Source organism: Xanthomonas sp. LMG 12459, assembly GCF_009192905.1.
Lineage (GTDB): Bacteria > Pseudomonadota > Gammaproteobacteria > Xanthomonadales > Xanthomonadaceae > Xanthomonas_A > Xanthomonas_A sontii.
On the sequence record NZ_NSGT01000055.1, the window covers coordinates 1 to 14,665 of the forward strand.

A 14,665-nucleotide genomic window follows, 5' to 3' on the forward strand; every position below is an offset into this window, starting at 1 on the left:
CCCCACGCAACGCGCCAACGCCTTCTCGGGCTGGCTGCATCATTACAACTGGCATCGACCACACGCCAGCCTCGGCTACAAACCTCCCATCTCCCGAATTCCACTGAACAACGTGGTGGGTTTACACAGCTAGTCGCCGGTCCCGCCCGCGCGGCCGCGCAGCTTGTCCAGCCGATCCAGCAGGCCGATCCAGAACGCCGCCGGCAGCTCGGCGACCAGCGGCACGCTGAAGCACCAATCGTTGACGAAGGCCGCGCACTTCACCGCGTCCTTCTCGGTCATCAGCACCGGCAGTTCGCTGCCGAAGGCCAGGTCCGCGGCGCGGTACTGGTGGTGGTCGGGAAAGGCATGCGGCACCACGCCGATGCCCTGCGCGCGCAGCATGTCGAAGAAGCGCTGCGGGTGGGCGATGCCGGCCACGGCGTGCACGCGCTGGCCGGCGAAGCTGCGCAATGGCCGCGCACGGCCGCCGCGCAACGGTTGCGCGCTGTCGATGCGCAGGCGCATCGCCCATTCGCCGAAGCCGACTTCAAGCGCGCCGCTGTCGCTGGCCTGGCCCAGGTTGACGACCCGGAAATCGCATTCGTTGCCGCGCGCCACCGGCTCGCGCAGCGGCCCGGCCGGCAGCAGGCGGCCGTTGCCGTAGCGGCGCTGGCCGTCCACCACCTCGATCTCGATGTCGCGCTGCAGCCGGTAATGCTGCAGGCCGTCGTCGCAGACCACGATGTCGCAGCCGGCCTGCAGCAGCGCGCGCGCCGCGGCCACGCGGTCGCGGTCCACCCGCACCGGCACGCCGGTCTTGCGCGCGATCAGTACCGGCTCGTCGCCGCCCTGCTCGGCCGAGGTGCCCGGCTCGATCCAGCGCGGCTCCTGCGGCTGGCTGCGGCCGTAACCGCGGCTGGCCACGCCCGGGCTCCAGCCGGCGTCGCGCAGGCGCTGCACCAGGGCGATGGTCAACGGCGTCTTGCCGGTGCCGCCGGCGGTGAGGTTGCCGACCACCACCACCGGCGCGGCGATGCTGTGGCGCTTGCGCCAGCCGCGACGGTACAGCGCGCGGCGCAACGCGATCGCCGCCGCGTACAGCGGGGTCAGCACGCGCGCGTGCAGCGGCGGCGAACCCGTGCCGTACCAATAGGCGGGGGTGTGCGGCCCGCGCTCGCTCATCCGAACTGCCTTTCGCGGAACTGCATGCTGTGCAGGTGCGCATACACCCCGCCCAGCGCCAGCAGCTCGCGGTGGGTGCCGCGCTCGACGATGCGGCCGTGGTCCATCACCAGCACCTGGTCGGCGTGTTCGATGGTCGACAGGCGGTGGGCGATGACCAGCGTGGTGCGGTCGGGCATCAGCCGGTGCAAGGCATCCTGCACCAGCCGCTCGGATTCGTTGTCCAGGGCGGCGGTGGCCTCGTCGAGGATCAGGATCGGCGCGTCCTTGAGCATGGCGCGGGCGATCGCCAGGCGCTGGCGCTGGCCGCCGGACAGGCGCCCGCCCTTGGCCCCGACCTGCGACTGCAGGCCGTCCGGCAGGTGCTCGACGAACTCCATCGCGTTGGCATCGGCGATCGCCTGCTGCAATTGCGCAGGGCCGGCCTCGCGCATCTCGCCGTAGGCGACGTTCTCGGCGATGCTGCCGTCGAACAGCATCACCTGCTGGCCGACCAGGGCGATCTGTCGGCGCAGATCCTCCAGGCGGTACTCCTGCAGCGGATGGCCGTCGAGCAGGATCTGCCCGGACTGCGGGTCGTAGAAGCGCGGGATCAGCTTGACCAGGCTCGACTTGCCGCTGCCGGAGCGGCCGACGATGGCGGTGACGGTGCCGGGTTCGGCGACGAAGCTGACCTCGGCCAGCGCCGGCCGCGCCTGTCCCGGATAGGCGGCAGTGACCTTACGGAACTCGATCCGGCCCTGCGCGCGCTCGATGTGGCGGGTACCGCTGTCCTGTTCCTCCGGCGCATCCAGCACCACGAACAGCCGCTGCGCCGAGGCGACGCCCCGCTGCAGCATGTTCTGCACGTTGGTGAGGTTCTTCAGCGCCGGGATGATCGCCATCATCGCGGTCATCAGCGAGACGAACTCGCCGGCGGTCAGGCGCCCGGCCAGCGCCTCGTGGCCGGCGATCAGCAGCAGCGCGGCCAGGCCGATCGCGCCCAGCAACTGCACCGCGGCCGAGGAGATGCCGCGGGTGGACTCGACCTTCATCGCCAGGTGCAGGTTGGTGTCGGCCAGGTGCTGGTAGCGCTCCATCTCGCTGGCGCGCGCGCCGTAGACCTTGACCTCCTGGTTGCCGGACAGGGCCTGCTCGGCGGACTGCATCAGCTCCGCGTTGCTCTCCTGGATGCGATGACTGACCCGCCGGTAGCGCTTGGCCACGCGGTCCATCACCCACGCCAGCGGCGGCGCCACCAGCAGGATGGTCACGGTCACCGTCCAGCTGTACCACAGCATCACCGCCAGCGCGCCGACGATCTGCAGGGTCTGCTGCACCATCACCTTCATCGCGTCGACCGCGGCCTGCGCCACCTGCTCGCTGTCCGAACCCAGCCGCACCAGCATCGACGCCACCGGCTCGGCATCGAAGCGGCTGCCCGGCAGGCGCAGGTACTTGTCCAGCACGTTGACCCGGAAATCGCGGGAAATGCTGCGCGCCGCGCGCCCCATCGACATGTCGGTGACGTAGCCGGCGATACCGCGCAGCACGAACAGGCCGACGATCTGCAACGGCAGCCACATCGCCACCTCGCGGTTGCGGGCGATGAAGGTCTCGTCGGTGATCGGCTTCATCAGCGCCAGGAAGCCGGAGCCGGCCAGCGCTTCCAGCAGCGCGCCGACGGCGGCGATCAGCAGCAGGCCGCGGTAGCCGCCGGCATAGGACAACAGGCGGCGATAGGTCCGCCAGGGGGAATCCTGGACGGGCACGTCGGTGGGTACATTCACTTGGAGCTTCCGTCCCTGTTGACTTCGGGGGCAGTGGCGATGGCGATGCGGCGGAACCCGAGCTGGCCCAGCGCGTCCTGCGCGGTGACCACCGCCTGGTACGGCGTGCGCGCGTCGGCGCGCAGCAGCACCGGCTGTTCGCGGTCGTCGCCGGCGACCTGGGCGATGCTGCGCTTGACCGACTCCACGTCGGTGCGCAGCACTTCCTGGTCGTTGATGAAGTAATGCCCGTCGGCGTTGATCAGCACGCTCAGCGCGCGCGCCGGCGGCGGCGCGTTGCGGTCGCTGGCGTTGGGCAGCTGCAATTGCAGCGTCGAACGCGCATCGAAGGTGGTGGTCACGACGAAGAAGATGATCAGCACCAGGATGACGTCGATCAACGGCACCAGGTCGATGTGCGGCTCGTCCTGGCCACGGTCGTCGCGGATCCGCACCGGCTCAGCCCTTGGCCGACGCGGCGTTCGACGCGGCGCCGCGTGCCGGCGCAACCGCACGGCCGTGGCCGTCGAGCGCGTCGGTCAGCGCGGTGGCTTCCTGCTCCATCTCGATCACGTAGCCGGCGATGCGGCCCTTGAAATGGCGATGGAAGATCAGCGCCGGCACCGCGATGATCATGCCGGTGGCGGTGCACACCAGCGCCTTGCCGATGCCGCCGGCGAGCTGGTTCACGTCGCCCAGGCCATGGTCGAGGATGCCGAGGAACATCTGGATCATGCCGACCACGGTGCCGAGCAGGCCGAGCAGCGGCCCGGCCGAGGCGATGGTGCCCAACGCGTTCAGGTAACGCTCCATGCGGTGCACGACGTGCCGGCCGGTGTCCTCGATGCGCTCGCGCACGATCTCGCGCGGACGGTTGCGCACATCCAGGCCGGCCGCGAGCAGCGCGCCCAGCGGCGAATTGCGCCGCAGCGATTCGATGTGGGTGGGGTCGAGCTTGCCGCGCGTGGCCCAGTTGCGCACTTCCTGGCCCAGTCCCGGCGGCAACACCTCGCTACGGCGCAGGCTCCAGAACCGCTCCAGGACGATCGCCAGCGCGACCACGCCCAACAGCAGCAATGGCACCATCGGCCAGCCACCGGCCTTGACCAGTTCCCACACGTCGCAACCCTCCGGCACGCTCGGCCGTTCGTTCACTGGCCGATAGGATAGCAGCCGCCCGCGCCCGCTCCGCCGCATCCCACAGCCGCGCCCGCCAGGGCCGCCGCTCACGCAATTGCAGGCCCGTGCGCCCCAGCCACACGCGCAGCGCACCGCCCTGTGGCGTGCCGGCGACCTCGGCGCCGGCCGCCTGCCAGCGCGCCACCACGCCCGGATGCGGATGACCGAAGCGGTTGCCGTAGGCCGCCGACACCAGCACCAAGCGTGCGCCGGTGGCGGCGACGAAGGCCGGCTGCGAGGAATGCGCGCTGCCATGGTGCGGCGCCACCACCACCTCGGCGCGCAGCGCCTGCGGCGCCTCGCGCAGCAGCGTGCGCTCGACCACGTCGCCGATATCGCCGGCCAGCAACAGCGCGCCATGCACGGTTTCCACGCGCAGCACGCAGCTGGATTCGTTGCGCAGATAGGGAAAGTGCGGCGCCGGATGCAGGAACCGGAACCGCACGCCCTCCCATTCCCAGGCATCGCCGGTCACGCAGGGGCGGTCCAGCGGCACCGGCGCGCCGGCCGGGGCCTGGATCAGGCCGATCGGCAGCGCCGCGCGCACCGCGGCCAGGCCGCCGGCGTGGTCGTTGTCGCCATGACTGATCACCGCGCGATCCAGCCGCGCCACGCCGAGCGCATGCAGCGCCGGCACCACCACCCGCTCGCCGGCGTCGTAGCCGTCCTCCACCGCCGGCCCGGTGTCGTACAGCAGTTGATGGTGGGCGGTGCGGACCAGCAACGACAGGCCCTGCCCCACGTCGAACATCACCAGATCGACCTCGCCCGGTCGCGGTCGCTCCAGCGGCGGCCACAGCAAGGGCAACCACAGCATCGCCGCCAGCGGTTTGCCCGGCACCGCGCGCGGCAGCAGCAGCCAGAACGCGCCCAGCAAGGCCAGCGGCAGCGCCCAGTCGCGCGCCTCCGGCAACCAGCGCAGGGCGAAGCGGCTCTCGCCCAGGGCGACGAACAACGGCCAGGTCAGGTCGAAGCAGGCCGCGGCCAGGCGCCACAGCCAGGCACCGGCGCCGGCATGCAACGCCTCCAGCGCGGTGCCGAGCAAGGCCAGCGGGACTACCACCAGGCTCCACCACGGGATCGCCAGCAGGTTGGCCAGCGGCCCGACCAACGAGGCCTGCCCGAACAGCATCGTACTCACCGGCAACAGGCCGACCGTGGCCACGCCCTGCGCGGTCAGGAAACTGTGCAACGTCTCGCGCCAGCCACGCCCGGCGTCGGGCATGCACCAGGCCAGCCAGGCGACGCCGAGGAAGCTCAGCCAGAAGCCGGCCGAGAGCACCGCTAGCGGGTCGCAGAGCAGCATGGCGATCGCCGCCAGCGCCAATGCGTCGACCACCCGCACCGGCCGCCGCCACAGCCGCGCCGCCACCACCACCGCGATCATCAGGGCGGTGCGCACGGTCGGCAGGGCCATGCCCGACACCAGGGTGTAGCCGCCGGCGCCGAGCAGCGCCAGCGCGGCAGCCGCCTGGCGCCGCGGCCAGTAGCGGCCCAGTTGCGGCCACAGCCGCCACAGGCCGCCGCCGAGCAACGCGAAGGCACCGGCGACCAGGCCGACATGGAAGCCGGAAATGGCGATGAGATGGGTCAGGCCGGCGGCGCGCAGGATGCGCCAGTCGCGATCGTCCAGCCGCCGGGTATCGCCCAGCGCCAGCGCCTGCACGTAGCGCGCCGAGGCCTGCGGCACGGCCGCGGCGATGCGTGCGGACATATCCGCACGCCACGCGTCGATGCCCTGCCCCGGCGTCAGTTGCGCTGCCGCATGCGGCGCCACCACGTAGCCGCTGGCGCTGATCCGCTGCGCCAGCGCATAGGCCTCGGCATCGAAGCCGCCCGGATTGCTCAAGCCGCGCGGCGCGCGCAGGCGCACCTGCAACTGCCAGCGCGCGCCGGCGCTCAGGGCGCTGCGCGGCCCGGCCTGGTGCGTGCCGAAGTCGTCGTACCACGCCAATTGCAGCAGGCGCCCGCGCAACGGCGCCGGCTGCGCCGCGTCGCTGTCCACCCGGAACAGGAAGCGGGTGCGGCGGGTCTCCGCCTGCGGCAGTTCCACCACCTGGCCGCGGACGTCGACCACGCGCTTTTCCCAGTCGGCCGGCAACTGCCTTGCCAGCACCATGCCGGCGACCAACGCCAGCCAGCCGGCGCCGATGGCGAACGCGCCCAGCCAGCGCCAGTGCGGCGCCGCCACGTACAGCGACGCCCCGGCGAGCAGGATCGCCACGGCCAGCGGCCAGGGCAGCAGGCGCGGCAGCCACAGCGCGGCCAGCACGCCGGCGGCGAGGCTGGCCGCGACCGCAGCGCCAAACGGCGCCGGTGCCGGCCAGCGGGCAGCGCGAGCCGCGACGGGGCCCTGGCACGGCACGGCGTCTGCCGACGGTTGCATGTGCTTGCCCTCCTTGGCATCGATGGATCGGAAGCAGCGAGACGAAGCGGCGCGACGTGCGCATCGCGCGACACCGTCTGTATCGCCATGCCAGCGTCGCATCCCGCCTGGACGCGAGCCATCGGTCCATGCCGCGGCACCGCGTCAGAATTCGCCTAACGCGCGAGCGAGCGCCGCGTCACAGTCCCGACGCAGTTCTCCGCAACTTCATCGCCCCGCGCCTAAGGTGCGATACCCCACGTCGTAAGGAGTTCGCGCATGCGCAAGGGCATCGCATTGATCGTCGGAGTCACTGGCATCTCCGGCTACAACCTCGCCAACGTGTTGGTCGCCGAGGGCTGGACCGTCTATGGCCTGGCACGCCGTCCGGTGCCGCAGGAGGGCGTGATTCCGGTAGCGGCCGATCTGCTCGACCGCGACGCCACCGTGGCCGCGCTGCGTGGGCTGCCGATCACCCACGTGTTCTTCTGCACCTGGACGCGGCGCGACACCGAGAAGGAGAACGTCGCCGCCAACGGCGCGATGTTGCGGCACCTGTGCGAGGGCCTGGACGGCGCGACGCTGCAGCACATGGCGCTGGTCACCGGCACCAAGCATTACCTGGGCTCGTTCGAGCACTACGGCAGCGGCAAGGCGGAGACGCCGTTCCGCGAGAGCGAACCGCGCCAGCCGGGCGAGAATTTCTACTACACGCTGGAAGACCTGCTGTTCGACGCCGCCGCGCGCCACGGCTTCGGCTGGAGCGTGCACCGCTCGCACACCATGATCGGCCAGGCCAACGGCAGCAATGCGATGAACATGGGCGTGACCCTGGCGGTGTATGCGACGCTGTGCAAGCACACTGGTCAGCCGTTCGTATTCCCGGGTTCGCGCGCGCAGTGGGACAGCCTCACCGACCTCACCGACGCCGGCCTGCTCGGCCGCCAACTGGCCTGGGCCGCGACCAATCCGGCGGCGCGCAATCAGGCCTTCAATACGGTCAACGGCGACGTGTTCCGCTGGCGCTGGATGTGGGGCGAGATCGCCGCGTTCTTCGGCCTGGACCCTGCCCCTTATCCGGAGGCGCCGATGCCGCTGCAAGCGCGCCTGCAGGACGCCGCGCCGGCCCTGTGGCGCGAAATCGCCGAGCAGCATGGGCTGGTGCAGGCGGATGTGAACCAACTGGCGTCGTGGTGGCATACCGATGCCGATCTGGGCCGCGAGATCGAGTGCGTCAACGACATGACCAAGAGCCGCGATCTCGGCTTCCTCGGCTACTACGACAGCCGCGCCTCGTTCCTGGAGCTGTTCACGCGGCTGCGCGCGCAGCGGGTGATTCCCTGAGGGACGAGGCTTGGTGAAGAGTCGCCGATGCAATGGGAAAGCGGCAATCCGGAAGGTTGCCGCCTATGGGGCACGCGGTGCGCTCCAGGACGGTCGCCGTGGTAGGGACATACACTCCACTGTCGCGGCGACGTGTTTTGCTGGGCATGCTGTACGAAGTTTTTCGGCGCCGACAGCAACCAACGCCGGCGACCTGCCCGGCTTCGTTGGTCGCGGCTGAAGCCGCTTCTACGGCGCGCTTGCGCTAGAAGTGCTTTCGCCTGTCCGAGGATCTCCGGCGTCGGCAGATGCACTGAAGCCACTGCGGCTCGCTGCCTCGTTCGTCGCGCGTGACGTCGCTCCAACGCGCGGCGAAGCGGCGATGTGCACTGTGGGAGGGACTTCAGTCCCGACGCGCACTGCATCAGTGAGCAGGACACTGCTTTTGTCGTGACCGCGGGCGCTGCACAGCAAGCGAGGCTGTCACGCCCGACCCCGCACGCAGCAGGCTTCAGTGGCGCGCCTTCAGGCCGCGATTACGTCCCCACACCGTGATACGCCAGCACATCGCGTCCGCCATCAAGCTCGCTCAAACGTCTGCAGGCGCCAATTCGCGCAGCTTGCCCTGGTGCAGTTCCAGCACCCGGTCCAGCTTGCGCGCCAGGCTGCGGTCGTGGGTGACCAGGGCCAGGCTGGTGCCCTGCGCGCGGTTGAGTTCGAGCATCAGCGCGAACACGTTGGCCGCGGTCTTGTCGTCGAGGTTGCCGGTCGGCTCGTCGCCGAGCACGCAGGCCGGGCGATTGACCAGCGCACGCGCCACCGCGGCGCGCTGGCGCTCGCCGCCGGACAGCTCGCCCGGCTTGTGTTCCAGACGATGGCCCAGGCCCACCGATTCCAGCAGCGCCCGCGCGCGCGCATCGGCGTCCTGGATCGGCGCGCCGCCCAGCAGCACCGGCATCATCACGTTCTCCAGCGCGGTGAACTCGGGCAGCAGGTGATGGAACTGGTAGACGAAGCCCAGCGAGCGGTTGCGCAACTGCCCGCGCGCCGCGTCGGTCAGCGCCGACATGCGCTGGCCGGCCACGTAGACCTCGCCGGAGGTCGGCACGTCGAGGCCGCCGAGCAGGTGCAGCAGGGTGCTCTTGCCGGCACCGGAGGCGCCGACGATGGCCACGGTCTCGCCCGCCGCCACGCTCAGCTCCAGCCCGTCGAACACCGGCGTGCGCATCTTGCCTTCGGCGTAGGTCTTGGCCAGGCCTTCGGCGCGGATCGCCGCGTCCGCTTGTCGCTTCTGCATTCCCGATTCCCGATTCCCCATTCCCGATTCCCGGCCCTCATTCATAGCGCAGCGCCTCCGCCGGCTGCGTGCGCGCCGCGCGCCAGGCCGGGTACAGCGTGGCCAGGAAGCTCATCAGCAAGGCGACGATGGTGATCACCATGACGTCGTGCGGCTGCATGTCGGTGGGCAGGCCGGTGATGTAGTAGACGTCCTCGGGCAGCAGCTTGATGTTGAACACCGCCTCGATGCCGGCCAGGATCCGCTCCAGGTTGAGCGTCAGCACGATGCCGCCGATCACGCCGGCGACGGTGCCGATCACGCCGATCAGCGTGCCCTGCACCATGAACACCTGCATCACCCCGCCCGGGCTCAGTCCCAGTGTGCGCAGGATGGCGATGTCGGCCTGCTTGTCGGTCACCAGCATCACCTGCGAGGACACCAGGTTGAACGCACCCATCGCGATGATCAGCGACAGCAGGATACCCATCACCGTCTTTTCCATCTTCAGCGACTGGTAGAGGTTGGCGTTCTCGCGGGTCCAGTCGCTGACCATGTACGGGCCATGCAGGTTCAGCGCCAGGTCGCGCGCCACGTTCCAGGCCTGGTCCATGTCGTACAGCTTCAGGCGCACGCCGGTGACGCCGTCGCCCATGCGCAGCACCCGCTGCAGGTCGGGCATGCTGGTCACCGCCAGGCCGCGGTCGATCTCGTTGTAGCCGGCCTCAAAGATGCCGCTGACGGTGAAGCGCTTGTAGCGCGGCACCATGCCCATCGGGCTGGCCTGCGGCTCGCCGAGCATCACCACCACCTTGTCGCCGACGCCCACGCCCAGCCACAGCGCCAGTTCCTGGCCGAGCAGGATGTTGTACGAACCCGGGATCAGGCTGTCGACCGAGCCCTGCTTCATCTTCTGCGCCAGCACCGAGACCTTGGCCTCTTCCTTGGGCAGGATGCCGCGGACGATCGCCGGCTGGTTGCGCTGGCCGGTGAGCAGGGCCTCTTCCTCGACGTAGGGCGCGGCGCCGGCGACGCGCTTGTCGCGCATGGCCACGTCCACCGCGTGCTGCCAGTCCTCCATCGGCGCGCCCTGCGCGCTGACCGTGGCGTGCGCGGCCATCTGCAGCAGGCGGTCGCGGATCTCCTTCTGGAAGCCGCTCATCACCGCCAGTGTGGTGATCAGCACGGTCACGCCCAGGGCGATGCCGAGGATCGAGGCCATGGAGATGAAGGAGATGAAATTGTTGCGGCGCTTGGCGCGCAGATAGCGCAGGCCGATGGCCACGGGTAAGGGTTTGAACATGCGCAGCCACCATCCAGGGAGCGCTATGGTGCCATTTGCGGCGGCGCAGACGAAGCGGCATGGGCGGCAGCGGCCAGACGCAGTTCACGTCGTGCCGCCGGTGGCAGCGTGTCCGGCCACCACGCCAGGCGCTGGGTGCGCCCCTGCGCATCGCGCCAGCGCACGAACGCCAGCGGTCCGTGCCAGTCGACCTGCAGCGCGCACACCGCCACGCCATCGATGCTGGGCGTACCGGCACCGGCGGGAACCAACAGCGTGCGCGGCGCCCGCCTGGCCTCACGGCGCAGCAGCCACCCCGCATACAGCAGCGCCAGCGCGGCCGCCGGCCAGGCCAGGTGTGGCGGCAGGTCGGAGCCGAGCAGCGACAGCGGCGCCAGCGCGCCGAGCAGGGTCAGCGCGGCCAGCAGCCAGCGCGAGGGGCGCCAGTCAAGCCGGCATGGCGCGGATGGAAGCGATGAGATCGGCGGCGCGTGCATCGGGACAGGCCTCGTAGCCCATGAACCAGCGCCACAACTTATCGTCCTCGCAATCGAGCAGGTATAGGAAAACCCCGCGCTCGTCCTCGGAAGCTTCCTCCCAGCGCCGGTCCAGGTAACGGCCGAACAGCTGATCCAGTTCGCGCATGCCGCGCCGGCAGCGCCAGCGCAGCTTCTTCAGTTCGGTGGTCTCGTCCATCGCATGCGCCCTTGCCTGGGGGCGGCGCCGCACGGCAGCCGCCGAAAACGAACGCGGCACCGAACCCGAAAGCCGGTGCCGCGCGGTCGGCGGGCAGGCCCGCCGCTTGGAACGTGCGCCGTTGCGATCAGGCGCGGCGCGCCATCATCAGCTTCTTGATCTCGGCGATCGCCAGCGCCGGGTTCAGCCCCTTCGGGCAGGTCCGCGCGCAGTTCATGATGGTGTGGCAGCGGTACAGCTTGAACGGATCTTCCAGATCGTCCAGGCGCGCACCGGTGTCCTCGTCGCGCGAGTCGATGATCCAGCGGTAGGCCTGCAGCAGGATCGCCGGGCCCAGGTAACGCTCGCCGTTCCACCAGTAGCTCGGGCAGCTGGTCGAGCAGCACGCGCACAGGATGCACTCGTACAGGCCGTCGAGCTTCTTGCGGTCCTCCGGCGACTGCAGCCGCTCGCGGTCCGGCGGCGGCGGGGTCTGGGTGCGGATCCACGGCTTGATCGAGGCGTACTGCGCGTAGAAGTGGGTCAGGTCCGGCACCAGATCCTTGACCACGCTCATGTGCGGCAGCGGGTAGATCGGCACTTCCTTCTTGCCGCAGTCGCTGATCGCCTTGGTGCAGGCCAGCGTATTGGTGCCGTCGATGTTCATCGCGCACGACCCGCAGATGCCTTCGCGGCACGAGCGGCGGAAGGTCAGGGTCGGGTCGATCTCGTTCTTGATCTTGATCAGCGCGTCCAGAACCATCGGGCCGCACGCGTCCAGGTCCACCTCGTAGGTGTCGGTCCGCGGGTTGCTGTCGTCGTCCGGATTCCACCGGTAGACCTTGAAGGTCCGCACGTTCTTCGCGCCCTTGGCGGGAAAGTGCTTGCCCTTGCCGATCTTGGAATTCTTGGGGAGGGTGAACTCTGCCATGGCTTTTAAATCCGGGATTGGGGATTAGGGATTGGGGAGGCGTTGAGAGCAGGAAGCGAAGTGTTCGAATCCCGAATCACCAATCCCCAATCCCGGCTTTGGTCAGTAAACGCGCGGCTTCGGCGGCACCACGTCCACGTCCTTGCTGAGCGTGTACATGTGCACCGGGCGGTAGTCGAAGCTGCACTGGCCCTTGTCGTCGACGGTGACCAGCGTGTGCTTCTGCCAGTTGACGTCGTCGCGGTCGGGGAAATCCTCGTGGGCGTGCGCGCCGCGGCTTTCCTTGCGCTGTTCGGCCGAGTTGATCGTCGCCACCGCGTTGAGCAGCAGGTTGTTCAGCTCGTAGGTCTCGATCAGGTCGGAATTCCACACCAGCGAGCGGTCGGACACCTTGACGTCCTCGAAGCTGGCGAAGATGTCGGCCATCTTGTCCACGCCTTCCTTCAGCGTCTTGCTGGTGCGGAACACCGCCGCGTCGGACTGCATGGTGCGCTGCATCTTGTCGCGGATCACCGAGGTCGGGGTGCTGCCGTTGGCGTTGCGCAGCTTGTCCAGCAGCCCCAGCGCCTTGTCGCAGGCATCGCCCGGCAGGCCCTTGTGCGGGGCGCCGGTCTTGATCGTCTCGGCGCAGCGGTTGGCCACCGCGCGGCCGAACACCACCAGGTCGAGCAGCGAGTTGGAGCCCAGGCGGTTGGCGCCGTGCACCGACACGCAGGCGGCCTCGCCGATGGCGTACAGGCCCGGCACCACCGCATCGGGGTTGTCGCCGTCCTTTCGCACCACTTCGCCGTGGTAGTTGGTCGGGATGCCGCCCATGTTGTAGTGCACGGTCGGGATCACCGGGATCGGCTGCTTGTGCACGTCGACGCCGGCGAAGATGCGCGCGCTCTCGGCGATGCCGGGCAGCTTGTCGTCGATCACGCCCGGGCCGAGGTGGGTCAGGTCGAGCAGGATGTGGTCCTTGTGCTCGCCGACGCCGCGGCCTTCGCGGATCTCGATGGTCATCGAACGCGACACCACGTCGCGCGAGGCCAGGTCCTTGTAGTGCGGGGCGTAGCGCTCCATGAAGCGCTCGCCGCTGCTGTTGCGCAGGATGCCGCCTTCGCCGCGCACGCCTTCGGTGATCAGGCAGCCGGCGCCGTAGATGCCGGTCGGGTGGAACTGCACGAACTCCATGTCCTGCATCGGCAGGCCGGCGCGCATCACCAGGCCGCCGCCGTCGCCGGTGCAGGTGTGCGCCGAGGTGGCGCTGAAGTAGGCGCGGCCGTAGCCGCCGGTGGCCAGCACCACGCCATGGGCGCGGAACAGGTGCAGCGAGCCTTCGGCCATGTCCAGGGCGAGCACGCCGCGGCAGGCGCCTTCCTCGTCGAAGATCAGGTCGAGCGCGAAGTACTCGATCATGAAGCGCGCGTTGTGCGCCAGCGACTGCTGGTACAGCGTGTGCAGCATGGCGTGGCCGGTACGGTCGGCGGCGGCGCAGGTGCGCTGCGCGGACGGGCCTTCGCCGTACTTGGTGGTCATGCCGCCGAACGGACGCTGGTAGATCTTGCCGTCCTCGGTGCGGCTGAACGGTACGCCGTAGTGCTCCAGCTCGATGATCGCGGGGATCGCCTCGCGGCACATGTACTCGATGGCGTCCTGGTCGCCCAGCCAGTCCGAGCCCTTGATGGTGTCGTAGAAGTGGTAGCGCCAGTCGTCCTCGCCCATGTTGCCGAGCGCGGCGGAGATGCCGCCCTGCGCGGCCACGGTGTGCGAACGGGTCGGGAAGACCTTGGTCAGGCAGACCGTCTGCAGGCCCTTCTGGGCCAGGCCGAAGGTCGCGCGCAGGCCGGCGCCGCCGGCGCCGACCACGACCATGTCGTACTTGTGTTCGGTGATCTTGTAAGCGGACATCGAAATGTGGTTCCTAGAGGGGGCGCCGATGGATCAGGCGATGCCCAGCGCGATGCGCGCCACGGCGAAGATGCTGACGATGGCGCCGAGCACGGCGACGAAGCGCACGATGGTCTGCGCGGCCAGGGCCAGCAGCGAGGTGTGCACGTAGTCTTCCAGCACCACCTGCATGCCGAGCTGGGCGTGCCAGAACGCGGCGATCAGGAAGCCGACCAGCAGGATCGCGTTCCACGGCTTGGCCACGGCCTCGGTGGCGGCGACGTAGTCCGAACCGAGCAGGCTCAGCACGAAGATCAGGAACCAGATCGACAGCGGAACCAGCGCGGTGGCGGTCAGGCGCTGCAGCACGAAGTGCTCGGTGCCGGTCTTCGCCGCGCCCAGGCCGCGGACGTTCTTCAACGGGGTGCGATAGCGGCTCATGCGGTGGCTCCCAGCAGCACGTAGGCCCACACGGCGGCGGTCAGCACGAAGCTGAGCACGACCGACAGCCAGCCGATGGTGACGAAGGCGCGGACCGCGTAGCCCTGGCCGAAATCCTGCAGGATGTGGCGCAGGCCGCCGAACAGGTGGAAGGCGAAGCACCAGGTCCAGCCGAACAGGAACACCTGGCCGTACCAGGCGCCGGCGATGTCGCGGAAGCAGTTCCAGGAGGCGGGGCCGAGCATCAGCGCCAACAGGCCGGCGGCGATGATCAGGGCACCGATCGACAGCACGATGCCGGTGGCTCGATTCAGGATCGAGGTCACCATCTGGATCTGCCAGCGATAGACCTGCAGATGCGGGGAAAGAGGACGTTCGCGCGTAGCCATTCGCTGGGCTCGTTGTCTCG

15 protein-coding genes are annotated in these 14,665 nt (G+C 69.6%); 2 read left to right on the forward strand and 13 right to left on the reverse strand.

Features of this window, described 5'->3' with window-relative positions; genetic code table 11:
- The coding region (locus CEK65_RS13155) for an integrase core domain-containing protein (protein ID WP_152182023.1) at positions 1-133 on the forward strand (133 nt) is incomplete at its 5' end.
- Here CEK65_RS13155 and lpxK read toward each other — a convergent pair.
- The 5 genes from lpxK to CEK65_RS13180 are packed head-to-tail and all read right to left on the reverse strand — an operon-like array spanning position 130 to position 6,477.
- Positions 130-1,164, reverse strand: a complete 1,035-nt coding sequence (gene lpxK / locus CEK65_RS13160) for a tetraacyldisaccharide 4'-kinase (RefSeq protein ID WP_043095838.1) — start codon at positions 1,162-1,164, stop codon at positions 130-132. The genes CEK65_RS13155 and lpxK overlap by 4 nt on opposite strands.
- Positions 1,161-2,933 carry a lipid A export permease/ATP-binding protein MsbA gene (gene msbA, locus CEK65_RS13165; protein ID WP_152182024.1) on the reverse strand — a complete coding sequence of 591 codons (1,773 nt, stop codon included), beginning with the start codon at positions 2,931-2,933 and terminating at the stop codon, positions 1,161-1,163. Before msbA ends, lpxK begins: the two co-directional genes overlap by 4 nt.
- Positions 2,930-3,367 carry a biopolymer transporter ExbD gene (locus CEK65_RS13170; RefSeq protein ID WP_010342642.1) on the reverse strand — a complete coding sequence of 146 codons (438 nt, stop codon included), beginning with the start codon at positions 3,365-3,367 and terminating at the stop codon, positions 2,930-2,932. The genes msbA and CEK65_RS13170 overlap by 4 nt, the downstream gene beginning before the upstream one ends.
- A 4-nt stretch (positions 3,368-3,371) precedes the next feature.
- On the reverse strand, positions 3,372-4,031 hold the full coding sequence (locus CEK65_RS13175; protein ID WP_026143405.1) for a MotA/TolQ/ExbB proton channel family protein: 660 nt from the start codon (positions 4,029-4,031) through the stop codon (positions 3,372-3,374).
- Positions 3,925-6,477, reverse strand: a complete 2,553-nt coding sequence (locus CEK65_RS13180; RefSeq protein WP_152182025.1) for a DNA internalization-related competence protein ComEC/Rec2 — start codon at positions 6,475-6,477, stop codon at positions 3,925-3,927. The genes CEK65_RS13175 and CEK65_RS13180 overlap by 107 nt, the downstream gene beginning before the upstream one ends.
- Before the next feature lie 258 nt (positions 6,478-6,735).
- On the opposite strand from CEK65_RS13180, the gene CEK65_RS13185 reads away from it, so the two are divergent.
- Positions 6,736-7,800, forward strand: a complete 1,065-nt coding sequence (locus CEK65_RS13185) for an SDR family oxidoreductase (RefSeq protein ID WP_152182026.1) — start codon at positions 6,736-6,738, stop codon at positions 7,798-7,800.
- A 568-nt stretch (positions 7,801-8,368) separates the two neighbouring features.
- Here CEK65_RS13185 and lolD read toward each other — a convergent pair.
- The 8 genes from lolD to sdhC all read right to left on the reverse strand — a co-directional run bounded on the left by lolD (position 8,369) and on the right by sdhC (position 14,645).
- Complete coding sequence (gene lolD, locus CEK65_RS13190; RefSeq protein ID WP_017909302.1) at positions 8,369-9,076, reverse strand: lipoprotein-releasing ABC transporter ATP-binding protein LolD; 708 nt, start codon at positions 9,074-9,076, stop codon at positions 8,369-8,371.
- A gap of 37 nt (positions 9,077-9,113) precedes the next feature.
- Positions 9,114-10,358, reverse strand: coding sequence for a lipoprotein-releasing ABC transporter permease subunit (locus CEK65_RS13195; protein WP_152182027.1), 1,245 nt, complete (start codon positions 10,356-10,358; stop codon positions 9,114-9,116).
- A gap of 23 nt (positions 10,359-10,381) precedes the next feature.
- Positions 10,382-10,834, reverse strand: a complete 453-nt coding sequence (locus CEK65_RS13200) for a hypothetical protein (RefSeq protein WP_152182028.1) — start codon at positions 10,832-10,834, stop codon at positions 10,382-10,384.
- The gene (locus tag CEK65_RS13205; RefSeq protein ID WP_152182029.1) at positions 10,785-11,033 is read right to left on the reverse strand and encodes a succinate dehydrogenase assembly factor 2; all 249 of its coding nucleotides are present in this window, start codon (positions 11,031-11,033) and stop codon (positions 10,785-10,787) included. Before CEK65_RS13205 ends, CEK65_RS13200 begins: the two co-directional genes overlap by 50 nt.
- A gap of 127 nt (positions 11,034-11,160) precedes the next feature.
- Entirely contained in the window at positions 11,161-11,943 is a 783-nt protein-coding gene (locus CEK65_RS13210) for a succinate dehydrogenase iron-sulfur subunit (protein ID WP_017908442.1), read from the reverse strand.
- Between the two features lie 102 nt (positions 11,944-12,045).
- Entirely contained in the window at positions 12,046-13,836 is a 1,791-nt protein-coding gene (gene sdhA, locus CEK65_RS13215; protein WP_010342654.1) for a succinate dehydrogenase flavoprotein subunit, read from the reverse strand.
- Positions 13,837-13,869: 33 nt separating this feature from the next.
- Complete coding sequence (gene sdhD / locus CEK65_RS13220; protein ID WP_010342655.1) at positions 13,870-14,256, reverse strand: succinate dehydrogenase, hydrophobic membrane anchor protein; 387 nt, start codon at positions 14,254-14,256, stop codon at positions 13,870-13,872.
- Positions 14,253-14,645, reverse strand: coding sequence for a succinate dehydrogenase, cytochrome b556 subunit (sdhC, locus tag CEK65_RS13225; RefSeq protein WP_017912577.1), 393 nt, complete (start codon positions 14,643-14,645; stop codon positions 14,253-14,255). Before sdhC ends, sdhD begins: the two co-directional genes overlap by 4 nt.
- Between the last annotated feature and the right edge of the window lie 20 nt (positions 14,646-14,665).